Below are 22,630 nucleotides of genomic sequence, written 5' to 3'. Positions count from 1 at the left end.
CCCCCCCCCCCCCCCCCCCCCCCCCCCCCCCCCCCCCCCCCCCCCCCCCCCCCCCCCCCCCCCCCCCCCCCCCCCCCCCCCCCCCCCCCCCCCCCGCTGCGGGGGGAAGCGCCTGAGCGATTTACAACGACGGGGGAATCGCGTCAGGCACTGCGGGGGGTGGCTGAGATGGCTCGTACGTCCGGGGCTTCCGGCTCGACCAGCCGGTGGTCGCGCTGGTCGAGGTTCACAAAGATCATTCCGTACCGAATGGCGCACCGTACCGGCTGCGGCGCCCCCCGAGGCCGTCGCAGACACCGGTACGCCCGCAGGTCATCGTCGTCGTCCCGGGTCACCACGACCGGCTCCCCGAACACCGTCACCATCAACGAGTCACCGCTGTGGGGGACAGCGGTGGCCAGATCGATGAAGTGCCAGCCGGAGCGGTACGCGGTGGCCATTTCTCGGCGGAAGGAGCGGTCGTCGGGAGGCGTGGTCATGAGACCGGGGTGGTCTGAGGCCTGGGGGCTCCCCAACCGGTGTCGGGGGGCGGCGGTGCGCCCCACCCGGTGTCGTTCTCGCCAGCGCTTGCACTCTCGCCCGGCGCCGCCGCGGCGCTGACCGCACCGAAGACCACGGCCGCAGAGAAAGCAACGGCAAGCGCCGAGCGAAGCAATCTCCTGTACATAGTCGGCTTCGTCCTCACTTGATGAGTTCCCTTCCCCCGTGCCAGGAACGACGATGGCTCATTCAGGCACGTAGATGCCACAGGGGCGGTGCATCATGTTCCTGCATGTTCAGGACCCTGGGGGGTGGAGATTTGGCAACAAAGTACTCACAACCGACACATCCCCATACGCTCACGGAGCTGTGCGAGGAGGGAGCGCAGCTTTACGCCAGCGCGTTGAGCGCCGGACGCATCGCCCGCGCCGAGGCCGAGGCGACCCCTTGCCTCTTGGAATTCGCCCTGCTGCATCCCGATCCCGACGACGCCAACTGGCTGCGGCCGGTTCCCCCCTCCGTCGCGCTCGCCCAGCGTCTCCACCCGCTCGAACGGGAGATCCTTGACCGACGACGGCAGTCCATCGAACTGACCGAATCGTTTGAGCCATTCATGGCCCTCAGCGCGCTGGCTCCGGCGCCCACCCACGCGATCACCGTGCTGGAGGGCAACAACCGCATCAACGCCGCGCTCAACCTGGCCACGGCCGAAGCCCGTACCGAGGTGCTCACCGTGCAGCCCGGAGGCGGGCGCAGCGAGCACATCCTCAACCAGGCCCTGGAGCGCGACCGCCCCCTGATGGACCGCGGCGTGAGCATGCGCACCCTGTATCAGCACACCGTCAGACACAGCCTCGGCACGATGGCATACGTCGATGAGATGTCCGCCGGCAAGGTCCAGATCCGCACGCTCGAAGAGCTCATCGGGCGGCTCATAATCTGCGACGAGACGGTCGCGTTCATACCGGCCCGGGACGATCTTCCGGTGGCCCTGGAACTCCGTCATCCGGGGCTGGTGAAGTACCTGATCAAGGTCTTCGAGCACCTGTGGCAGCGCGCGACGCCCCTGCGTGAAGAAGTCCCCTACGAGCCTTCCCGCGACGGCATAACCGGCGTCCAGCGCTCGATAGCCAAGCTCCTCGTGGAGGGACATGTCGACGAGGCCATCGCCCGCCGCCTCGGCATGAACGTCCGCACCTGTCGCGCCCACATAGCCAAACTGGCCACCGCCCTGGGCAGCGGCAGCCGGGCCCAACTCGGCTTTCTCATAGCGCAGTCGGGGCTCCTGGAGCAGGATCACTGACATGTCCGCCAGAGAGAGCCGTGAGCTCCATACGCACGGAACCGAGGAGTTATGCGAGGAAGGCATGGGCCTCTACACGCGCGCCCTGCGCGAGGGCGGCGTGCGCGCGGTTGACGGTGAGGCCGCTCCCTGCTTGCTCGACCTCGGTCTGTTGCACCCCGCCATGGACGACGAGAAGCGCCTGGAGCCCACGGCGCCGGCCGTAGCGCTGCCACGGCTGCTGCGGGCGTTCGACGAGCGGATCGCGGAAGAACGGCGGCGCGAGGAACGGCTGGCCGAAACGTTCGAACCGCTCATGAGGATCGACGGACGGAACACAGCCCCGGCGGAACCGACGGGCATCACCGTTCTCAACGGCCTCGACCAGATCAACGCGGCCATCACCGAGGCCATGGCGGACGCCTCGACGGAGCTGCTCACCGTCCAGCCCGGCGGCGCCCGGCCTCTCAAGGCCCTCGCCATCGCCCTGCCCCGCGACCAGGCCCTGCTCGACCGCGGCTGCCGTATGCGCACGCTCTACCAACACACGACCCGCCACGCCCTTCCGGTAGTCGCCCACTACGAACGACTACGCGGCGCCGTCGAGGTCCGTACGCTCGACGAGATCACGGAGCGCTTGGTCGTAGTCGACAGGACCGTCGCGTTCATCCCCGCGAAGCGGGACCGCACCATCGCTCTTGAACTGCGTCATCCCGCGCTGATCGCCTACTTCGTGACCACCTTCGACCGCCTCTGGCGCCTGGCCACCCCGATGTTCCCGGAAGCCGTACACCGCCCATCCCACAACGGCATCACCCCTCGCCAGCACGCCATCGCCGCCCTCCTCATCGAGGGACACACGGACGCGGTCATCGCTGGGCGCCTTGGCATGAGTGTCCGCACAACCCGCGTCCACATCGCAAAGCTCGCCGAAACCCTCGGCAGCGAGAGCCGCGCGCAGCTCGGCTACCTCATCGGTCGGTCGGGGATTCTGGAACCCCGGGACCGGGAGCCGTGAGGGGCTGAAGTTCCGGGTCGCGGGGCGGGCCGTCGAGGCCGGCCTGGGCGATGCGGACGCCGAGTTGCGTGCGGCTAGCGGCGCCCAGCGTCTCCGAGAGGCGGGCTATGTGGGCCCGGCAGGTACGGACGCTGATGCCCAGCCGCTCCGCGACCACCGCGTCCTGGTGGCCCTCCGCCAGCAGCGCGGCGATGGAGCGCTCGCGGTGCGTGATGCCCTCGATGCCCGTGTCCGGGAGGGGCGCGGTGAGGGGGATCGCCAGGCGCCAGAGCCGTTCGAAGACGGTGACCAGGTAGTCCACCAGCGCCGGGTGACGCAGTTCGAGGGCGATCGTGCGGTCCGAGCTCGCGGGGATGAAGGCGACCGTGCGGTCGAAGACGATGAGCCGCTCGGTGACCTCGTCCAGGGTGCGGGCCTCGGCCGCGTCGCCCATCAGCTCCATGTAGTTGAGCAGGCCCTGCCCGTGCCGGGCCACATGCGTGTACAGGTCGCGCATGCGCACACCCCGGCGGCGCAGCGCCATCGCCCGGTGCAGGCCCTCGGAGAGCTCGTCCTCGCGGCGGATGCCGCCCGGCTGGACGGCCAGCACCTCGGACGCGCACGCCTCGGTCGCCTCGTCCATCGCGGCCCGGATCCGGGGCAGTCCGTCGAGCACCCGGATCGCCACGCCCTCGGCGCGCGAGTGCGCGTTGCCGCCGAGGGCCGCGTACCACTCGAAGGCGGACACCGCCGAGCCCATGCGCGACTGCGTGGCGACGACGTGCTCGTGCATCTCCCGCAACAGCCGTGTCATGACCTCCTGCGGCGAGGTCGGCACCAGCCAGCCCATGTCGTCGGGGTCGGGATGCAGCAGCGCCAGCTCAACCAGGCAGGGCACGGTCCCGGCGTCCTCGCGGGACACCCGGCCGCGTCGTACCGCCCGGGAGTACACCCGGTCCCCCGCCTCGCACAGGCGGTCAGCACCGTGCGGATGCGCTTCCTTCCCGTGCCCGGCCATCTCCTCAACCCCCGGTTCAAGCCTCTTCCGGAGCGCAACTATGCGCGGCTGCCACCGCCTCCGCAACATGGGCTCCGCCGAACTGTGCCCCCTATCGACACAGTGAATCCTCATTTGTCCACTCCTCAGCATGGCTCGTTGCAACAAGCTGATGGTGGTGCGGGCGCACAACGTCGCTGCATGCTGGACCCGCTTCCTACGACGCCAAGGCGCCATGAATGGCCCTGGCCGGATACCCCCATCCGGTCAGGGCACCCGCAGAATGGCGACGCGTAGGTCATAGCTCGCGTTCAGATTAGGAAATTACGCGCAGATCGAGCCGCGAAAACCCAAATCAGCGACAAGCGCAGGGGAAATCATGACGCACGCCAAGACTCGCAAATTCGGCATCCTCACCTCAGCGGTCATGTTGAGTTCCGCAACCCTTGTCGGGGCGACTGCGGGAAGTACTTCTGCGGCAACAGCCGCACTCCCGAGCTGCCCCGGGAACGCCATCTGCCTCTACTACAACTCCTACTACGAGGCCGGTATCAAGTACTTCTACGGAGGAATCCGCCAGTACGAGAACTTCAACTTCACCGGGGAAGGCGGAGACATCAACAACAACACGGCCTCGATCAAGAACAGAGAAGGCGACTTCGACATTTACGAGTTCCAGTACTTCGACTACACGGGCTGGAACTTCAAAATCTGGAGCTTCGGCACACTGAACACCTGGGGCGGCCGGGAAGGCTACAGCGACTGGAGCACGCTGCCCGCTACCGTGAAGAATCAGTTCAGCTCTCACCGGTTCACCTGAGACAGGCGGCGTGTGGGCTTTGCGATCGAGCGAAGCCCGCACGTCCACCGAAGCTAAGATCTCTCATCGGGAGTTTCCAATGCGGCACCGTAAGGGAATTCTAAACCGATCGTTCATCGCCACGGCGGTCCTTTTTTCACTGTTTACCCTTCCGGCGTGCAGCAACAAAGGCAGCGACTCTAACAAATCTACCAGCGACTCTCAGAAATCCGGTGAGCCGGTGAGCGGAGCATGGGCTCGTGTTCAGGCTACCGAATACTCCGGTTGCGACGGAGACTCATGTTCGGGCTACCTGAGTAACCTTGTGGATCAACTCGGCCGACTCAAGGAATCGATGAAGGCCTCCGACTCGGAACTCTTCTCACATCCAATCGAGTTGATCGATGAAATCGATTTGCCGACGCAGACAGCAGGCGAATCTGATCTTGATTCCTCCAAGGATTCAATTCTTGACACCAGGAGTCGCCTTAAGACCTGGTTCAATCAGCATCCTTCCGCAGCACAGGGACGGTAGCCGCCCTTGTGTCCCTTCGCTCAGCAAGCGAGTTTGCGAGACCATGAGAGCGCAGAGAAAGTTTCGAACAGGCCACATGGGCCCGACCGTGACCACTGCTTTAGTCATCCTTTGTACGGCCGCCTGCGGCGGATCCACGGACGCCAAGCAGCATCGCGAGCCGGCGACGCGCATCGTGGCACGTACCAGCACCACGGATCTCGCGTTTCCCCTCGACGCCTACAGGCCGAGCCCGGAAGAAGATCAGGCTCTGGAACAGGCCATGGACACTCTGGCAGTGAAGTGCATGGCCGAGTACGGATTTCGCTACCAGGTGCCGGCGGCGCCGGTTGCCCCGCCGGGGGACTCACGTAGTCGACTCTACGGGGTCACGGACGAGCGCGACGCGACCGAGTACGGGTACCGCAACCCACAGAGGAGCTCCTCGGAAGTCGCAAAGAAGATTCCCCGAACACCGGACGAGCAGTCCGTATTTCTCGGGAAAGTTGCCACACATGCCGGCATGAAAGTACCCAAGGGCGGTTGCGCCGGAAAATCGAGCATGAAGATTCTGTCAGGTCCGAACAAGGTAAAGAACCCTCGTCTTCCTGACGAACTAATCCTGACTTCGAGCGCCAAGGCAGAGGAGGACAGTCGGGTTCAGGCCGCATTCAAAAAATGGTCCACATGCATGAGTCGCCACGGTTATTCCTATGGGTCCCCGGTCGATGTCATGGAAGACCCCAAGATTTTTTCTTCAGCCGTTCCGGCTCAACGTGAGATGAACATGGCCGTGACGGACGTCAACTGCAAGAAGAAGAACAATGTCATAGGTATCTGGTCCTCCGTAGAAATGGCTTACCAGCGTGACGCGATCGAGCAGCACCCGGAAGAGCTCCGTGAGATCAAAGAAAATCTCCGCCATCAGCTCACAACTGCCAGCGACACGATATCGGGGCGCACAAATTAGACGCCTGTTCTGAGCACGGCTGGCGGAGGGGTCTGTGGAGGGTGGACATGACGGAAAAGGGGGAGCTCCTTGCGCCCACAAAACTTAGTCGTAAGCGCCGCTGGATTGCGGGGGTGGTCATCAGTGCCACCGCGCTGTCCACCACGGGGATGGCGGCGGCGCAGATGATCAAGTCTCCGGCGCAAGCCGCTGCCGACTCGGCGGTTCCGCCACCTAGCGTGCTGACCGCAAGCGTGGAGCGCCGCGTCCTGACCGACTCGGTGATCCTGCGGGGTGCGGTGACCGCCGCACAGCGCGTCGAGGTCGCTCCGACCGGGACTGAGAGCGAGGCATCGGCCCCCGTCGTCACCAAGTTGCCCGTTTCGGTGGGCACCGAAATCAAGGCCGGGCACATGCTGTTGGAGGTGTCGGGGCGGCCGGTCATCTCGTTGATGGGCAACCTACCTGTCTACAGGGACCTCAAGCCCGGGGCCGAGGGCGATGATGTCGCTCAGCTTCAAAAGGCTCTGGCCGACGTCGGTCACAGCACGTATGGCGATCGCAGGGGCTATTTCGGTGCCGGGACAAAGGTCGCGCTGTCCGCTCTGTACGAAAGCATCGGCTACGAACCGCTGGCCGCCCAGCCGGACGGCGAGTCGCTCCTTGAGAACGCCGAGGATGAAGTGACCTCCGCCAGGCGAGCCGTCGAGGACGCGAAGGGATCACCTGGCCAGAAGACCCCTACCCCGCGAGACAGGCAGGTGGAACGAGCCCAGGAGGATCTGAACAAGGCCCGTAAGCACTTGGCTCAGATCACTGCGACGACTGGGCCAATGCTCCCCGCGTCCGAGGTGGCTTTCCTGTCGAAGTATCCGGCCCGTGTCGACACCGTGTTCTCCCAAATCGGGGAACGCGTATCCGGCACTGTTCTCACCGTGTCGGCCGGTGATTTGGAAGTGCGCGGATACCTGCAGCAATACCAAAAGGGCCTGGTGCGGACCGGACAGAAAGTGGAAATCCTGTCCGACACGACAGGAAGGTCGACGCGGGGGACGGTTGCCACCGTCGCCACCAGCATCGCCCCGTCACGGCCGTCGGAAGACGAGCAGTCGGAGACCGGTGAAGGGGGCGAGGCCGACGGAGCTCAGGGCTATCTTCTCGTCGTCAGGCCCGACAAACGCCTTGATGCCGGCCTCGCTGGACAGGACGTACGTCTCACCGTCCAGGCCGCAACCACCAAGGGGAAAGCTTTGATCGTCCCTGTCTCGGCGATCTCCGCCGGAGCAGACGGCCGCACCGCCGTGACGGTACTCGCCAAAAGCGGCGAGCGACGTCGTGTTCTGGTCACAACAGGCACAACAGGGGACGGCCATGTGGAAGTCCGACGGGTCGCAGGAGGGCGTCTGGTGCAGGGCGACCGCGTCCTGGTCGGCATCAACACAGATGCCTCGGGAGAGGACTATCGGTGACGACCGCGTCCACTCGTGATCCGGCACCGGTGATCGAACTGAGCCAGGCAGGACGGACCTACTCGGGACCGCCTCCAGTCGAAGCCCTCAGCCCCTGCGAACTAACGGTCCAGCGGGGGGAGTTCATCACCGTGATCGGCCCTTCCGGAGCGGGCAAATCAACTCTCCTCAACATCATCGGCCTACTGGACGTCCCGACCGAAGGCCGCTATGTACTCGATGGTCTCGACACTGGAACTCTCGGAGACGCCGAACGTACGGCACTGCGCGGCCGGCGAATCGGGTTCGTGTTCCAGTCGTTTCATCTGCTGCCGCATCGCACCGCGTGGGAGAACGTGGCGCTTGCCCTGGTCTACCGCGCCACTCCACGCCACGAGCGTGTGGCCGCCGCGCGAGAAGCACTCGTCCAAGTAGGCCTCGGGCATCGGCTGAACGCATTGCCGACGACTCTGTCCGGTGGTGAACGTCAAAGAGTCGCTATCGCTCGTGCCCTCGTGGGCACCCCCTCACTCCTGCTGTGTGACGAGCCGACGGGAAACCTGGACAGTGCCACCGCCTCATCCGTCCTGGATCTCCTCGACGAACTCCACGGCCGCGGCATGACCGTTGTGGTGATCACGCACGACCCCGTGGTCGCAAGACATGGTGAGCGCACCCTGGCGATCCACGACGGGACATTGAGCGAGCAGGTTCCGACATGAGGAGGTTGGCCCCTGCTCGGATACGCCGCGCGAGACCGAGCCGGGCGGTCACGTCCTCGCATCTCTCCTGGCGGGATCTACTTTCCGAGAGCCTGGCGGGTGTTCTGCAGCAGCCGGCGCGCTCAGCACTCACATCGGTCGGCACCGTCCTGGGCGTGGGAACGTTCGTCGCCGTCCTCGGGCTCACAGCCACCGCCTCCTCCCAGATCGACGGGCGCTTCAATGTGCTCAGCGCAACCGAAGTAACGGTCGAGGACGTGTCCCACGAGCGGAACGAGTTCTCCGGCCCCGCCTTTCCGGACGACGCTGACCGACGCGTCGAGAGCTTGAACGGGGTCGAGCATGCCGGGGTTTACTGGCCCGTCCAACTCGACAAGGACCTCTCCGTTCGCGCTGCGCCCGTCGCCTCCACAGATGCAAACAGCCAGATACAGGTGGTTGCCGCCTCCTCCGGTGTGCTGACGGCTGCCGAGCCCACCCTGGTCCAGGGCAGACTCTTCGATACCTGGCACGACAGCACCCGCCAGCGGGTCGCCGTGATGGGTACCGGACTGGCCTCCCGCCTGGGCATCACCACCCTCGAAACCCAGCCCGCCGTATTCATAGGCGACGAGGCCTTCACCGTAGTCGGCGTCATCGACGACATGAAACGCAAGACCGATTTGCTTCTCTCCGTCGTGATCCCTCACTCCAGTGCCCAGGAGGTGTGGGGCACTCCCAGGGCCAACGTCAAGATGCTCATCTCCACTCGCTTGGGCGCAGCCCCACAGGTCGCCAAGGAAGCCGCGTTCGCACTGGACCCCGCTCACCCCGACCATTTCAAGACCATCCCGCCCCCCGACCCCAGAAGCCTGCGCTCAAAGGTCACCGGAGACCTCGATCAGCTCTTCCTGTTGCTTGCCGCCATCTGTCTCTTCGTCGGCACCATCGGGATCGCCAACACCACACTTGTCGCCGTACTCGAGCGCACCGGTGAGATCGGTCTCCGCCGTGCTCTTGGCGCGCGCGGACGTCACATCACTGCTCAATTCCTCATGGAATCCGGGACCTTGGGAGCCGTTGGCGGCTTGATCGGCACCTCTCTCGGTGTTCTCTCGGTCGTCGTGGTGGCCCTCGTCAGGGAATGGACACCCGTGATTCACCCGGGAATTGTGGCCGTCGCGCCCGGGATCGGGCTGGCCACCGGTCTCCTCGCCGGCGTCTATCCGGCATGGCGAGCCAGCCGAATCGAGCCGGTGGAGGCTTTGCGCCGTTGACACATATTCCTGAGGTCTCGTGAGCCATCTCTGGCATCCCTACCCGCTGGATCGAGCCCCACTGAAACACACCGGGAACAAATTCCCCTGCCTCCACATGCCTGGATATTTATCCTCTATTTCCACGAAAGGGAATTTATGGCTGACGAGATGGTGCGACGCGCTCAGCAGTTCATCAACACCACGTACAACAACGGTGCAACGCTTGGCATTTCCAAGCTGAACGAGAACGGCCAGACCGGCTGGACCGTGATGTACGCCCTCACTCGGGCGTTGCAGTATGAAATGGGTGTCGCTACCCTGTCGAACAACTTCGGTCCGGCCACCCTTGCGGCGATCGGGGAGAAGTACGGCAAACTGAACGAGACCACCATCCCCTCAGCAAACTTCTGCCGCATCATTCAGTCCGCCCTGTACAGCAAGGGCTACGACGGCGGCGAGATCGACGGCAAGTACAACGACCGCGTCAAGGCCGCGGTGCGGAAGCTGAAGCAGGACATGGGTTCGGATGTTCCCTACCCGGATGACGCCTTGTGGCCGAAGGTGGTTAAGGGCCTCTTCAACATGGACGCCTATGTCACCGTCAACAACGGGTCCGGGAGTATCCGTGTAATTCAACAGTGGCTGAATGGCCGGTATCTCCTCCGCAAGGACTTCTACGCCATTCCTTGCGACGGTCACCATTCCCGCGACGTGGCCAAGTCGCTTCTGCTGGCAATCCAGTACGAGCTGGGCATGGCCGATGGTGTCGCGAACGGAGTCTTCGGTCCCGGAACCCAGGCGGGACTGAAGAACCATACGGTGTCGATCGGCCAATCCGGCGTGTGGGTGCGGCTCTTCTCCGCGGCCATGGAACTCAACGACCGACCGTCCTGGATGTCTGACTCCTTCCAGGCCGTGCTGGAAGATGCAGTCCGGGAGTTCCAGGCCTTCCTCAAACTTCCTGTGACCGGGAAGGGCGACTTTCAGACCTGGTCCTCGCTCCTGGTCTCCTACGGCGACCAGTCCCGTCAGGGAGAGGCGTGCGACGGTGTAACGAAGATCACCCCCGCTCGTGCGCAGGCATTGAAGGACGCCGGCTACAAGTACATCGGCCGCTACCTGTACAACCCTTCCACCACGGACCTGCCGGAGAAGGAGATCCAGCCCGGCGAGCTGGCTACGATCAAGGAGTACGGGCTTCGCTGCTTTCCCATCTACCAGACGTGGGCGCGCTCGGTCGACTACTACAGCGTCTCGCAGGGCGTCACGGACTGTCTGAACGCCGCGTTCAAGGCAGAGGAGCATGGATTCAAGCCGGGCTCACGCATCTACTTCGCGGTCGATTACGACGCGGTGAACGAGGAGGTCACCTCGCACATCCTGCCGTACTTCCGGAGCGTCGAGGAGCAGATGGACCGGCTGGGCAACCCGTACAAAATCGGGGTCTACGGCCCGCGCAACGCGTGCTCCCGGATCTCCGCGGCAGGCTACGCGGGCGCCAGTTTCGTGTCCAATATGTCGTCCGGCTTCTCCGGTAACCTCGGTTACTCAATGCCGGAGAACTGGGCCTTCGACCAGATCGTCACCAAGGTGATCGGCTCCAATGACAGCCGGATCGAGATCGACAACAACATCGCCTCCGGACGCGACACCGGCCAGGGCGACTTCTACCCCGCTCCGGCCCAGAAGCTCGACATCGGCTTCGACCTGGACCACTGGGCCGCCTTGCTCAAGGAGGCCGACGACTACATGGAGTCGATCGGTAGACCCGGCAGCACGGGCTACGTCTACACCCGGCAGCAGTGTCTCGAAACGATCATGAACCACGACGCAGCCATCACGTCAGCAGCCCGCAGGTACCGCATGCGCAAGGCCCTCATCCAAACGTCGGCCTTCTGGGAGTTCTGCCACTACAGCTACAAGGACGTGGCGGAGGACGCGGGCGTGGTCCTTTATCACACGGGTGTCATTCCGGACTGGGGCAAGGACCTGCCGGGCGTCACCAGGCTTGTCGACACCAGCACCGGCGTCGCCAAGGTCTCGGGACGTACGTGCATCCTGTCGCGGAACAACTCGATCCGATCAGGGCTCTTGGAGGGTGAAATCCTCAACTCGGCCTCCGACGGCGACAGGTGGGCGATGTGGCAGAAACTCAACCAGGACAACGTGTTCAATCTGAGCACCATCCCGCACCTGCACATCTGGGCGGCCGACGGAAAGGCGGGCGACCATGACGAAACCCAGATCCGCCGACCCACCCTCGACTACACCGACACGGAGATCTTCGAGATCCTCCGCCGCTACCAGGGCTTCGGCGATCAGGCCGTGTCCGACGCGCAGTTGCGGATGCCGCTCTATGCGATCTTCGAGAAGTACAACCGCATCGTCCGCGAGTCGTGACAAGCCATGATCACGGCAGCCAATCCTTGGCAAGGCCACAACTTCGCAGCGCTGTTCTCCATCCTGATCGCCGGTGCGGCGACCGTGCTGGGGCTCACTGTGTACCTCTGCTCACGGTTCTCACGACAAGCCCGTCGGCGGCACACCCCGTTCGCCATATGGAGGGACGTGTCCCTGGCGACGGTCGCCGTGGCGCTCGCCCTCTATCTGTGGGGGTGTCTCCACGTCCTGTTCCTCGAAGACCAGGAACAGGCCGAAGCGTGCGAGCGGGAGCGCCCCGAGGGAACACCGACCCTGGTCGGCCGCAGAGGCGACTTCATCCCGCTGCGGCTCGTATGCGAGGCGTCAAACGGCCGTGACTACTCCGTCGTCATCCCCGGCTACATCAACCCGTCCGTCGCCGCCCTGCTGCTACTCGCGCTCGGTTGCGCCCTCGTCGCCGCCGTTCTCCACCACAAGCAGCGCACGACAACACGGAAGAAAGGCTGACCTGTTGAGCCCCACCGATCTGACCCGCAGACACGCTCTCATCGCAGCGGCCGGCGTCACCGCCGCCGCGAGCCTCGCCTCCACCGGTCTCCTCGTCACCCCGGCCAACGCCGCGCCCCAACCCCTCAGGAACGACGAACTGAAGGAAGCTCTGCGACGCGTCGAAGCCCGGCGCCGCCGCCTTCTCACGGGCCGTCCGTCCGCCAACCGGTGGGAGATGCAGAAGGCCACCGACGACGGCGGTGACATCGTGACCCGTCACGTGGCGGGCACCGGCCTGAACGTCTCCGTGCGCATGGGAGACGCCGAAACGCTCCTAGTCCATGTGATCCGCCGATTCCACTACGAGGTCGACGCCCTCGGCCTGCACGGCGAACCGAACCCGGTCAAAGGCTGGGTGACACCGTCCGCGGTCCGCGACAGTTCGCTCCCGGAGTCCAACCAGGCGTCCGGCACCGCCATCGTGATCCGGCCGAACTTCTACCCGCCCGGGGTGCGGGGCGGCTTCAGCGCAGGACAGCAGCTGATCATCCGTGACATCATCGCCGACACCGAAGGCGTCGTCCGCTGGGGTGGCGAGGACCGCCGCCCCTACGAGGGCCTGTTCTACCTCACCGTGCGCCCCGGCGACTCACGTCTGGCACGGGTCGCGGCCAAGCTCCGGACCTGGGACGAGACGCCTGGGCTGGGAGCCGGAGTCATCGCCGATATGACACAGCCCTCCCGACGTCGCCGCGCCGCGCAGTACCAGTGAGCTTCTGCGGGGCGTGCGCAGGCTGCCCGCCGACAGCGGCTTCAACAGGCGTCAGGGTCATAGACGCAGACGGAGTTGGCCGGGCAGGACGCCCTTGTCGTCGGCGTCCCGCTTCTTCGGTCCGTGCTGGCCCCATGCCACATCCACTGATCATGCGACTCAAGCGCAGCCTGCCCATGCACAGCCGAGCCCGCGCCCGAATAGAACCAATGAGCTCATTCAGAGTTGCCGCCTCTGACATCAACACGATCTCGGCCATGGGTGGATCATGCCGTACGCCTCGTTCGACGGCCCGACCCGCTCATCCCCGCCTGGGTCCGGTGATCGCCGCGCCGATCACAAAGCCCTTGGCGGGGCCTTCGGGGATGGTTACCTCGGTGCCGTAGAGGACGCGGTGGATGTCTTCCCAGTCGGCCTTGTCGGGGCGTGGTCCGGTGAACAAGGTGACGGAACCCTGGTCATCGAAGTCGTCGATGACGACGTACACGGGGATGCCGGCGCGGGCGTATTCCCGACGCTTCCGCACTCGGTCCCTGTCCTGGTTGCGGCTGCCCGGAGAGACGACTTCGACGATCAGGCACACGGACTCGGCCGTGACTCCGAGGTCGTCCTCGTCACCGCACTGCTCCGCTCGGTGTCCTCAGGCGCGACGAAGGCATCCGGAATCCATGCCCTGCGCTTGTGGATCACATTCACATCCTGGTGACAGGCGTACTCGCCGCCGTCCAGGAACTTGTCCAGGGCCCTTCGCACACGGCTGGTGATCAGGCCGTGCGACCGGCGAGCGGTGGGCGACACCTCGATGGCTCCCTCGATGATCTCGGCGCGGTAGCCCTCGGGGAGTTCCATGGCCTTCCATGCCTGCCACAGGACCTCGTCCAGGTCGGGGCCGTTCTCGGCGGGGGACACGGACTTCGTCCTGATCTCAGGCTGGTCTCGGGCCTCTCGTGCGCAAGAGCGGTCATGGCGGCACCTCCTCCTCAAGTGTGGGCTTGGCGTACCAGAGGCAAAAGCAACGCGATCACGGTACGTACGGCGATGGGGCCGACCAGGCGAAAGGCCCCCGTCACCCGATGCGGGGAGGGTGGAGCGGGCCGTCGGCTGCCGCGTCCCCCAGCTCGAACCAGACGCCCTTCGCGTACCGCCCAGCCCGGTCCGTCGCTACGCCCCACGCCTCCGCGACCTCGGCGACGAGGGCGAGGCCTCTGCCCCAGCAGGCGGTCACCCCGGCTGTGGCGAGCGTGACCGGAGGGTCGCCGCTCTCGTCGTACACGCTCACCCGAAGACGGGCCGGGGTGAGCTGGAGGCGGAGCATCGCGGTGCCTTTCGTGTGCAGGTGGACGTTGGTGACCAGCTCCGAGGTGCAGAGTGTGGCCGACAGGACGAGGGGTTCGCGGCCGAGGGTGAGGAGGACCACGCGTACGAAGTCACGGCAGACCTTGGGGGCGGTGGCGTCGGCGGGGGCGAAGAGGCTGTAGTCGTACGAGAGTTGGGCGGGCCTGTGCGAGGCCCTGCGGGTGGCTTCCATGAGGCATCGGCGCCTGTCGAGGGCATGTGAACGTACGGAGTTGGAGGGTTACGCCCGCGATGGCAATGTCCGGGTCCGGCTGGGTGGCGGTTCGGATGCGCTTTCGCTTGTGGGCAGGGAGAGCTGGACGACTCCGGTACGGTTCCGGAGAGTTAGCGGCGCCACACTTACGGTAGAGAGTTAGGTTACCCCGTGCAACCATTCGCCGGATAAGTGGACCTCGCAGCCCCAGCGGGGCAGACTGACGCCAACCGGACGGAAAGGGAGGCGCGTTGGCACTGCGCACTAGCACCACAGAACGGCAACGGCGCCTCGGCGCGGAGCTGCGGAAGCTGCGCGAGCAGGCGGGCTACTCCGTGACGCAGGGTGGGGAGTTCATCGGCATGGGCCGCGCCCACCTAGGGCATGTCGAAGCTGGGCGTACCGCGATCCCAGCGGAGAAGCTCCGCACACTGTGCCACGCTTACAGGTGCTCACGGGAACCCTTGATCGAGGCCCTGGTCGCGATGAGCGAGGACAGCGGCAAGGGCTGGTGGACCGGGTACCGCCGCATGCTGAGCCAACCCGTCCTGGACTTGGCGGAGCTCGAAGCGTCCGCCGACGCGCTTTACTCGTACGAGTCGTTGTTCGTCCCGGGCCTTCTGCAGACCCCGGAGTACACACGCTCCATCTTCCGGTCCAGCGAGCGGCCGCACGCAGACCTGGAGAGGGCTGTCCAGTACCGCATGGAGCGGCAGCAGATCCTCACGCAGGCAGAGCCGCCGACCCTGCACGCCGTGGTCCACGAGGCCGCGTTGCATGTACGGTTCGGCGGCGCGCCCGTCATGCGAAGGCAACTCCTGCACCTGATCCGCATGGCGGAACTGCCGCACCTCACGATCCAGGTGTTGCCGTTCACGGCGGAGGGCCTGTCCGCCTTCAGCACGCCGTTCCTGCTGACCGACTCCCACGGGTCGGCCCTGGAAACGGTCCTCGTCGAGGACCCGGCCGCCACGCTCTACGTCCACGAAAGCGACGCGGTCCTGCGCTACCGAACCCGCTTCAACCGCCTTCGCTCAGCGTCCCTGCCGCCTCTGGACCCCGCGGTACCCGCGTCCGCACACGAGGCACGCGATTCCCTTGCCCTGCTTCAGCACCTGATCTACAGCCTTCAGGAGGCCTGACCATGTCCGAACACACCTGGCAGAAGTCGTCGTTCAGCGAGGACCAGGCGAACTGCCTCTACGTCGCCACCGCCCCCGACGACACGATCCGCCTCCGCGAAAGCGATGAGCCCCGCACCATACTCACCACCGCCCCGCAAGGCCTCGCCGCTCTCCTCGACCACCTCCGGCGAAGCGCTACTTGATTGCCGAGATGTTCAGCGACTACCGCGTCCTGATGACCGTACGAGAGCTGCATCGCGATCTGATGGTGGCGCCGACGCGCACGCTTGTCACGGGGGGCGACCCACGTGAGCTGCCGGAATTCACCGAGTGATCGTCGTGTCACGTGCTGCATCCACCGTCAGGCCATGGCGGACATATGTGACGCATACGCGTTGGCCGACGCCCTCGCGGGCGACGAACGCCGGCCCTCGGACATGGACGCCTCACTCCCCTCGGTACAGCCGCCCGAGGTCAATCAACTGGACGGACGGATCGGTAGCGGCGGTGGCGCGGAGGTTGTCGGTGAACCCCGCGCCGCTGAAGCACAGCAGGCGGGTACCGGCGGCGTCCGCACCCGAGCGCTTAGCCAACAGCTCGCGGATGCGGCGAAGTCGGTCGAGGTGACCTGCGCCCATGGTCTCGTTCCACTTGGCCTCGCCGATGGCCAACAGGACCTCACGGCCGTCGTCCGCACGTCCGAAGACCGCCAGGTCGACCTCGCGGCTGGTCCTGGCCGTGGGGTCCGCGACCGTGCCGGACTCGACGCGGGTTCGCTGTCCGCCCAGGGTGTCGGCGGAGGCGTACCAACGGGCCCAGGTGCGGCAGATCTGTTCGAAGTGCGGGCCGACGACCTTGCTGCGGAAGGTGGACTGCGACCGCTCCCAGACGGCCGGCGCCTGTCCCGGCCGCTCCAGATCGCTCCACTCCGGACGCATGACGGCGTAGTAGAAGGTGAGGATGGGCTCGGCAATACGGTAGGCGGAACGCTTGCCATGGAAGGCGTCCGGATCGCGCGTGATCATGCCGGTGTCCTCGAGGACGGTCAGCGCGTGGCCGAGGTCGGTGGACTTGCGTTCCAGGAAGCTCGCGATACCGCCCCGGGTGTGGTTGCCCTGGGCGATGGCTGCGAGGACGCCGTGGTAGAGCGCGGTGTCGCGCAGATCCGGCTCCTCGGCGAGGAGGAATCGCGCCTCGCGGAAGAGAGGGCGGCCGGGGTTGAGGACGTTGCGCAGTATCCAGGGGCCGAAGTCGTCGAGGTCGGCGGGGGTGTCGCCGAGCACGAACTCACGGCCGTAGGCGGGGGTGCCGCCTACTACGGAGTTGAGCATGAGAGCCAGGCGGGGGTCCTCGACGCCCCAGAACCGGGCGGCGGACCGGTAGTCGAGCGTCGGCACGACCAGCTCCAGGCTCGCCCGGCCGCGCAGCGGCGCCGTACCGGAGAGCAGGTTGCCCATGAAGGACAGCGCCGATCCGCACAGCAGCAGCCGGACTGGCCCGCCCTCCCGGCGCCCCTGCGGCCCCAGGGCGCGCTGGAGCAGTGAGGGCAGCTCGGGCGAGGCCTTGACCAGGAACGGGAACTCGTCGAGTACGACGGTCAGTGGTCCGGTGTCCGCCGTCGCGAGCCGCATCATCGCCTCGACAGCCTCGTCCCAGTGCGCGAACCGGTACGGCGTCCGCCGCCCCTTGAACCGGGCCATCGCCGCGCCGAACTGCCGTAGCGATTCGGCCTCGGTGGCCTCACTGGCCGCGAAGAAGAACCCGCCGTTCGCCCGGCACACCCCGTCCAGCAGAAAGGTCTTGCCCTGCCGCCGCCGCCCGGACACCACGCCCAATGTGGCCTCGGGCCCCTGGTAACCCGCGTAGCGCACGAGCTCCGCCCACTCGAAGTCGCGGTCGAACATGGTCTCGGGTTTGGGAATCACGGGGCCTCCAGGTGTGCCGCGTCCTCTTGCAAGGATTCAATAAGCAGGGAATCTATTATAGGTGTGCTTATTACAAGGTCCCGTACGCCCCACCGCCCCTCGCCCCGCCCCTCAATCACCTGCGTGAGCTGCCGGAAATCACCGAGTGATCGGCGCGTTACGAACCACACTTAACGTCAGGCCATGGCGGACATATTTGACGCGTACGCGTTGGCCGACGCGTGGGACGAGATGTTTGAGCGGCCGGGTGAGGTCAGGACCGCCTATGAGCCGGTGCTGGCGGCACTCCAACCGATGGAACCGGCCGAACTTCGGTTCAGGGCCGATCAGATGGCCCGGTCGTTCACGGACCGTGGCGTGACGTACGCCTTCGCGGGCGAGGAGCGGCCCTGGCCGCTGGACCTCGTGCCACGGGTGCTGGACGCGCTGGAATGGGACCTCATCCAACGCGGGGTGTCCCAACGGGTCAGGGCCCTTGAGGCCTACCTCGCGGACGCGTACGGACCGTGCCGGGCCTTCGAGGACGGGGTCGTGCCCTGGCGGCTCCTCCTCAACTCCCCCCATTTCCACCGGGCCGCGCACGGCGTGGAGCCCCCGGGCGGGGTACGCATCCACGTCGCCGGCATCGATCTCGTACGGGACGAGGCCGGCGACTTCCGCGTCCTGGAGGACAACGTCCGGGTGCCGTCCGGGGTCTCGTACGTCATCGAGAACCGGCGGGCGATGACCCGGATCTTCCCCTCGCTCTTCGCCGAGCAGCATGTACTGCCGGTCGACGGGTACGGGCAGCGGCTGCTCGCGGCCCTGCGCGCGGCGGCGCCCGACGGGGTCGGCGACCCGCGCGTGGTCGTGCTCACCCCGGGTCCCAGCAACGCCGCCTACTTCGAACACGCCCTGCTGGCACGGCTGATGGGCGTGCAGCTGGTGGAGGGGCACGATCTGGTCTGCCGCGGGAACCGGGTGTGGATGCGGACCACGCGCGGCGAGATGCCCGTCCATGTCGTATACCGGCGGCTCGACGACGACTTCCTCGACCCGCTGCACTTCCGGCCCGACTCGGTGATCGGCTGCCCCGGCATCATGAACGCCGCCCAGGCCGGGAACGTCACACTCGCGAACGCGGTGGGCAACGGCATCGCGGACGACAAGCTCCTCTACACGTACGTTCCCGATCTCATCCGGTACTACCTGTCCGAGGAACCGGTGCTCCCCAACGTCGAATCGTTCCGCCCCGACGAGCCGGGACAGTTGGAGGCGGTGCTCGACCAGCTGGACCAGCTCGTCGTGAAGCCGGTCGACGGGGCCGGCGGGCAGGGCATCGTGATCGGACCGCACGCGGACCGGCAGACGCTCGATCGCGTACGCAAAGAGGTCATCGCCGATCCCCGGGGGTGGATCGCCCAGCGGCCGGTGGCCCTGTCCACCTCCCCGACCCTCGCGGGCGAGCGGATGGCTCCGCGCCACATCGATCTTCGGCCGTTCGCCGTGAACGACGGCAGCGATGTGTGGGTGCTGCCCGGCGGGCTCACCCGGGTCGCGCTTCAGGAGGGCAACCTCATCGTCAACTCCAGCCAGGGCGGCGGCTCCAAGGACACCTGGGTGCTCGCGGAGGGCCCGGCGGAGGGGCCCGTGGCGGAGCCCTCGGGTCCCCTGCCCGAGGTCGTCCCGCGTCAGCTCGGCCCCGACGGCGACCACCTCGTCCCGCAGGAAGGGGCGCAGCAGCAATGACGGCCACACATGGAGTGCCCGCACAAGCAGCACAAGCAGCGCGAACAGCTCAGGCAGCACAAGCAGCTCAAGCCGCTCAAGGAGCAGGAGGTACGGCCGTGAACGACGTGATCCTCTCCCGCATCGCCGAGGCGCTGACCTGGACGGGCCGCTATGTCGAACGGGCCGACACAACCGGCCGCATCCTCGACGCGTATCTGCACCGGCTCCTCGAAGACCCCTGGCGGGACGAGGACGTGGCCTGCCGCTCGCTGTACGCGATCCTCGGCGTCGACGCGGGCACCGACGCCGTCGACATGCAACAGGTCCTGGACCAGCTGGCCTTCGACGCCCGCTCGACCTGCTCCATCGAGGGTGCGCTGGGCGCCGCCCGGCTGAACGCGCGCAGCGCCCGCGAGGCGGTGTCCTCCGAGATGTGGGAGTGCCTCAACTCCACCTGGCACGCCCTCGCCGACCAGCGTCTGGCGGCCCGCCGCACCGGTCCGTACGCCTATCTGGAGCTGGTCCGCCGACGGGCCGCGCTCTTCTTCGGGCTCGCCGACTCGACGATGAGCCGGGACGACAGCTGGCGTTTCGTGGTGCTCGGCAGGAGCCTGGAGCGGGTGGACATGACCGTACGGCTGCTGTCCGTACGGGTGCTGGACGCGGCGCACGCGCCCGACTGGCCGACGCTGCTCAGCGCGAGCGGGGCGGACGAGGCGTACGCGCGGGTGTACGGCGGCTTCGGGGACACGGCCCGGGTGGCCGAGTTCCTCATCATGGACCGGGAGTTCCCGCGCTCGGTGCTGCACGCGCTGACCACGGCGGAGGAGTGCCTGGCGGCGCTCGGCCGCCCGCGCCAGGACCCGGCGCGGCGCCCGATCGGCAGGATGCGCACCCGCCTCGAATACCTGGACTCGACGGCTCTGGAGGACGTACTCCCGTCCCTCCTGCGGGAGTTGCAGACCTCCTGCATGGCCTCCGCCGAGGCGGTCGCGGAGAGGTTCTTCCCGTACCAGGGGCCCGTCGAGTGGGCCCAGGAAGGAGCGTGAGCATGAACGCGAACACGAACACGAACACGAACATGAACTCCCACACGAGCGCGCCGCTGACCCGTCGGCTCCGTATCCGGCACATCACCCGCGTCTCGTACGCGCAGGCCGCGGTCCGCTCCCACAACGAGGTCCGTATGACCCCGCTGACACTGCCGGGCCAGACGACGCTGGACGCCCGCGTCCTGGTCAACCCGTCCACACCGACCTGGTCGTACTGGGACTACTGGGGCACCCAGGTCACCGGCTTCGACCTGATGGAGCCGCACGAGGATCTGACGATCACGGCGGTGAGCCTGGTGGAGACGTCACCGCCGGCCGACCTGCCGCCGGCCCCGACCTGGGCGGAGGTGGCCGACCAGGTGGCGAGCTCCCGCCTGCTGGAGCACTCGGTCCAGACCTCCCGTACGGCCGTCCCCGAGGAGCTGGTCGAGCGGGCCCGTACGGCGGCCGCGGGCCTGGACCCGCACGAGACGGCGGTCGCGGTCTCGGACCTGGTCGCCGACCGGGTCTCGTACATCCCGGGCTCCACCGGCGTGAACACCAGCGCGGCCGAGGCCTGGGACCAGGGCGCGGGTGTCTGCCAGGACATAGCCCACCTGACGGCCGGACTCCTGCGGGCACTGGGCCTGCCGACCCGCTACGTGTCCGGCTACCTGCACCCCGAGCGGGACGCGGAACTGCATCGCCCCGTCGCCGGCCAGAGCCACGCCTGGATCGAGTACTGGGCCGGCGACTGGACCGGCCACGACCCCACCAACCGCACCCGCGCCAACGAGTCCCACGTCGTGGTCGGCCGAGGCCGCGACTACGACGACGTGACCCCGCACAAGGGCATCTACCGCGGGGTCGCCGGGGGCCCGCCGGAGGTGACCGTGGAGTTCACCCGGGTGGCGTGAACTCCCCAAGCCCGTGGGCCGGGATGGTTCAGGAGCTCTCCCGCGGATGCGTGAAAGCTCCTGAACCATCCCGGTTACGCGCGTCGACCCGAAACGGATTCCCGGGCCGTGCACAACGGGGAGAGCATGCGGCAACCGCCGCCGGTCAGGTGTTACTTGATACCGAGGGAGTCGCAGGCCGTCTTGTACTTGGCCGTGCAGATCTGGTCGGCCGTGTAGATGCCGTCCTGGATGACCGTCGACTCGATGGTGTCCTTGGTCAGGGCGGAGACCTGGAGGAGGTTGGCCGGGATGTCCTTGTTCGTGGGGCTGGTGACCTTGTCGGGGGTCAGGGAGTCGAACTCGATGCCGAAGCCGCGGACAACGGCCACGGCCATCTCGGCGGCGGTCTCGGCCTCCTGCGGGTACGGCTTGTAGACGCTCATGAACTGGTCGCCGATGACGACGCGCTGCACCGCGTCCAGCTCCGCGTCCTGGCCGGTGATCGGCGGCAGGTCGGTGACCCCGGCCGCCTTCAGCGCGGAGATGATGCCGCCGGCCATGCCGTCGTTGGCGGAGTACACCCCGGCGATGTTGTCGGCGCCGATGGCGGAGATCGCCGCCATCATGTTGGCCCGGGCGTTGGCCGGCTTCCACTCCTTGGTGTCGTACGACTTGGCGATGGTCACCTTGCCGGTGAGCTCACCGAGGGCGCCGTCCTTGAACTGGGCGGCGTTCGGGTCCGTCACCGCGCCGTTCATCATGACGATCTTCTGAGACTTGCCGCCGTCGAGCTCGTCGGCGAGGGCCCGGCCCTGCACCTGGCCGACCGCCTCGTTGTCGAACGAGACGTACGCGTCGATCGGCCCCTCGGCCAGCCTGTCGTACGCGATGACGGGAATCCCCGCCTCCTTGGCCTGCTTCACCCCGGAGGCGATGGCCTTGGAGTCCACCGCGTCCACGAGGAGTACGTCGACCTTGTCCTCCACCATCCGCGCGAGCTGCTTGTTCTGCTCGGCCGCGTCCTGCTCGGCGTTCTCGTAGACGACCTTCCCCTTGCCGTTGGTCAGCGTGGAGACCTTCTCCTTGATGATCGGGTAGTCGAACTTCTCGTAGCGCGAGTTCGACTTCTCCGGCAGCAGCAGCCCCACCGTGATGTCGTCGCCCTTGGTCGGGCTCGCTTCGCCGCCGTCACTGCTCCCGTCCAGTGCTCCGCATGCGGCGAGCATGAGGGTCATCGTGGAAGCCGAGACGGCTACGGCGGTACGACGTATGGCGCTGTTCACTTTCGGGTGCCTTCCGGACGAGGGCGCAACCGTGCGGGCC

Annotated in this window: 23 protein-coding genes; 16 read left to right on the top strand and 7 right to left on the bottom strand. The window is 66.5% G+C overall.

Features of this window, described 5'->3' with window-relative positions; translation table 11 throughout:
* Positions 1–143: 143 nt before the first annotated feature.
* Entirely contained in the window at positions 144–479 is a 336-nt protein-coding gene (locus ACZ5VQ_RS13575; RefSeq protein ID WP_361060768.1) for a hypothetical protein, read from the bottom strand.
* 293 nt (positions 480–772) lie between these two features.
* On the opposite strand from ACZ5VQ_RS13575, the gene ACZ5VQ_RS13570 reads away from it, so the two are divergent.
* Together ACZ5VQ_RS13570 and ACZ5VQ_RS13565 are read left to right on the top strand one after the other, a co-directional pair.
* Positions 773–1,783 (top strand): helix-turn-helix transcriptional regulator, encoded by a 1,011-nt coding sequence (locus ACZ5VQ_RS13570; protein WP_469104999.1) that lies wholly within the window; start codon positions 773–775, stop codon positions 1,781–1,783.
* A 1-nt stretch (position 1,784) separates the two neighbouring features.
* Positions 1,785–2,780 (top strand): helix-turn-helix transcriptional regulator, encoded by a 996-nt coding sequence (locus ACZ5VQ_RS13565; RefSeq protein WP_469104998.1) that lies wholly within the window; start codon positions 1,785–1,787, stop codon positions 2,778–2,780.
* On the opposite strand, the gene ACZ5VQ_RS13560 is transcribed toward ACZ5VQ_RS13565, so the two are convergent.
* The gene (locus ACZ5VQ_RS13560; RefSeq protein ID WP_466777155.1) at positions 2,734–3,777 is read right to left on the bottom strand and encodes a helix-turn-helix transcriptional regulator; all 1,044 of its coding nucleotides are present in this window, start codon (positions 3,775–3,777) and stop codon (positions 2,734–2,736) included. The genes ACZ5VQ_RS13565 and ACZ5VQ_RS13560 overlap by 47 nt on opposite strands.
* A gap of 358 nt (positions 3,778–4,135) precedes the next feature.
* Between ACZ5VQ_RS13560 and ACZ5VQ_RS13555 the strand changes: the two genes are divergently transcribed.
* From ACZ5VQ_RS13555 to ACZ5VQ_RS13520, 8 genes are all read left to right on the top strand, one after another.
* Positions 4,136–4,576: a hypothetical protein gene (locus ACZ5VQ_RS13555; RefSeq protein ID WP_469104997.1), complete on the top strand. Its 441-nt coding sequence runs from the start codon at positions 4,136–4,138 to the stop codon at positions 4,574–4,576.
* 602 nt (positions 4,577–5,178) lie between these two features.
* Entirely contained in the window at positions 5,179–6,039 is an 861-nt protein-coding gene (locus tag ACZ5VQ_RS13550) for a hypothetical protein (protein WP_469104996.1), read from the top strand.
* A gap of 47 nt (positions 6,040–6,086) precedes the next feature.
* Entirely contained in the window at positions 6,087–7,487 is a 1,401-nt protein-coding gene (locus ACZ5VQ_RS13545; protein WP_469104995.1) for an efflux RND transporter periplasmic adaptor subunit, read from the top strand.
* Positions 7,484–8,188: an ABC transporter ATP-binding protein gene (locus ACZ5VQ_RS13540; protein WP_469104994.1), complete on the top strand. Its 705-nt coding sequence runs from the start codon at positions 7,484–7,486 to the stop codon at positions 8,186–8,188. The genes ACZ5VQ_RS13545 and ACZ5VQ_RS13540 overlap by 4 nt, the downstream gene beginning before the upstream one ends.
* A complete protein-coding gene (locus ACZ5VQ_RS13535) occupies positions 8,185–9,444 on the top strand; it encodes an ABC transporter permease (RefSeq protein ID WP_469104993.1) in 1,260 nt (419 codons plus the stop codon). Before ACZ5VQ_RS13540 ends, ACZ5VQ_RS13535 begins: the two co-directional genes overlap by 4 nt.
* 138 nt (positions 9,445–9,582) lie before the next feature.
* The gene (locus ACZ5VQ_RS13530; RefSeq protein ID WP_469104992.1) at positions 9,583–11,826 is read left to right on the top strand and encodes a glycoside hydrolase domain-containing protein; all 2,244 of its coding nucleotides are present in this window, start codon (positions 9,583–9,585) and stop codon (positions 11,824–11,826) included.
* A gap of 168 nt (positions 11,827–11,994) precedes the next feature.
* A complete protein-coding gene (locus tag ACZ5VQ_RS13525; RefSeq protein WP_469104991.1) occupies positions 11,995–12,315 on the top strand; it encodes a hypothetical protein in 321 nt (106 codons plus the stop codon).
* 4 nt (positions 12,316–12,319) lie between these two features.
* Complete coding sequence (locus ACZ5VQ_RS13520) at positions 12,320–13,069, top strand: hypothetical protein (protein ID WP_469104990.1); 750 nt, start codon at positions 12,320–12,322, stop codon at positions 13,067–13,069.
* 301 nt (positions 13,070–13,370) lie between these two features.
* On the opposite strand, the gene ACZ5VQ_RS13515 is transcribed toward ACZ5VQ_RS13520, so the two are convergent.
* From ACZ5VQ_RS13515 to ACZ5VQ_RS13505, 3 genes are all read right to left on the bottom strand, one after another.
* Positions 13,371–13,652 (bottom strand): Uma2 family endonuclease, encoded by a 282-nt coding sequence (locus ACZ5VQ_RS13515; protein ID WP_469104989.1) that lies wholly within the window; start codon positions 13,650–13,652, stop codon positions 13,371–13,373.
* A complete protein-coding gene (locus ACZ5VQ_RS13510) occupies positions 13,643–13,978 on the bottom strand; it encodes a Uma2 family endonuclease (protein WP_469104988.1) in 336 nt (111 codons plus the stop codon). Before ACZ5VQ_RS13510 ends, ACZ5VQ_RS13515 begins: the two co-directional genes overlap by 10 nt.
* Before the next feature lie 157 nt (positions 13,979–14,135).
* Positions 14,136–14,597, bottom strand: a complete 462-nt coding sequence (locus ACZ5VQ_RS13505) for an ATP-binding protein (protein WP_469104987.1) — start codon at positions 14,595–14,597, stop codon at positions 14,136–14,138.
* A 272-nt stretch (positions 14,598–14,869) separates the two neighbouring features.
* Here ACZ5VQ_RS13505 and ACZ5VQ_RS13500 point away from each other — a divergent pair, with 272 nt between their 5' ends.
* The 3 genes from ACZ5VQ_RS13500 to ACZ5VQ_RS13490 are packed head-to-tail and all read left to right on the top strand — an operon-like array spanning position 14,870 to position 16,076.
* Positions 14,870–15,760, top strand: a complete 891-nt coding sequence (locus ACZ5VQ_RS13500) for a helix-turn-helix domain-containing protein (protein ID WP_469104986.1) — start codon at positions 14,870–14,872, stop codon at positions 15,758–15,760.
* 2 nt (positions 15,761–15,762) lie between these two features.
* Entirely contained in the window at positions 15,763–15,945 is a 183-nt protein-coding gene (locus ACZ5VQ_RS13495) for a DUF397 domain-containing protein (RefSeq protein WP_469104985.1), read from the top strand.
* An 8-nt stretch (positions 15,946–15,953) separates the two neighbouring features.
* The gene (locus ACZ5VQ_RS13490; protein ID WP_469104984.1) at positions 15,954–16,076 is read left to right on the top strand and encodes a hypothetical protein; all 123 of its coding nucleotides are present in this window, start codon (positions 15,954–15,956) and stop codon (positions 16,074–16,076) included.
* 112 nt (positions 16,077–16,188) lie between these two features.
* On the opposite strand, the gene ACZ5VQ_RS13485 is transcribed toward ACZ5VQ_RS13490, so the two are convergent.
* The gene (locus ACZ5VQ_RS13485; RefSeq protein ID WP_469105033.1) at positions 16,189–17,646 is read right to left on the bottom strand and encodes an AAA family ATPase; all 1,458 of its coding nucleotides are present in this window, start codon (positions 17,644–17,646) and stop codon (positions 16,189–16,191) included.
* Between the two features lie 204 nt (positions 17,647–17,850).
* On the opposite strand from ACZ5VQ_RS13485, the gene ACZ5VQ_RS13480 reads away from it, so the two are divergent.
* The 3 genes from ACZ5VQ_RS13480 to ACZ5VQ_RS13470 all read left to right on the top strand — a co-directional run bounded on the left by ACZ5VQ_RS13480 (position 17,851) and on the right by ACZ5VQ_RS13470 (position 21,325).
* On the top strand, positions 17,851–19,395 hold the full coding sequence (locus tag ACZ5VQ_RS13480) for a circularly permuted type 2 ATP-grasp protein (protein WP_469104983.1): 1,545 nt from the start codon (positions 17,851–17,853) through the stop codon (positions 19,393–19,395).
* Between the two features lie 98 nt (positions 19,396–19,493).
* On the top strand, positions 19,494–20,426 hold the full coding sequence (locus tag ACZ5VQ_RS13475) for an alpha-E domain-containing protein (protein WP_307523394.1): 933 nt from the start codon (positions 19,494–19,496) through the stop codon (positions 20,424–20,426).
* Positions 20,427–20,482: 56 nt separating this feature from the next.
* The gene (locus ACZ5VQ_RS13470; RefSeq protein ID WP_469105032.1) at positions 20,483–21,325 is read left to right on the top strand and encodes a transglutaminase family protein; all 843 of its coding nucleotides are present in this window, start codon (positions 20,483–20,485) and stop codon (positions 21,323–21,325) included.
* Positions 21,326–21,477: 152 nt separating this feature from the next.
* On the opposite strand, the gene ACZ5VQ_RS13465 is transcribed toward ACZ5VQ_RS13470, so the two are convergent.
* Positions 21,478–22,542, bottom strand: coding sequence for a sugar ABC transporter substrate-binding protein (locus tag ACZ5VQ_RS13465; RefSeq protein WP_469105031.1), 1,065 nt, complete (start codon positions 22,540–22,542; stop codon positions 21,478–21,480).
* Positions 22,543–22,630: the final 88 nt, after the last annotated feature.

This window comes from Streptomyces sp. NPDC033178 (assembly GCF_055577685.1).
The sequence above is the reverse complement of the archived record's forward strand: the minus strand, read 5'-3'. Positions and strand labels throughout refer to the sequence as shown.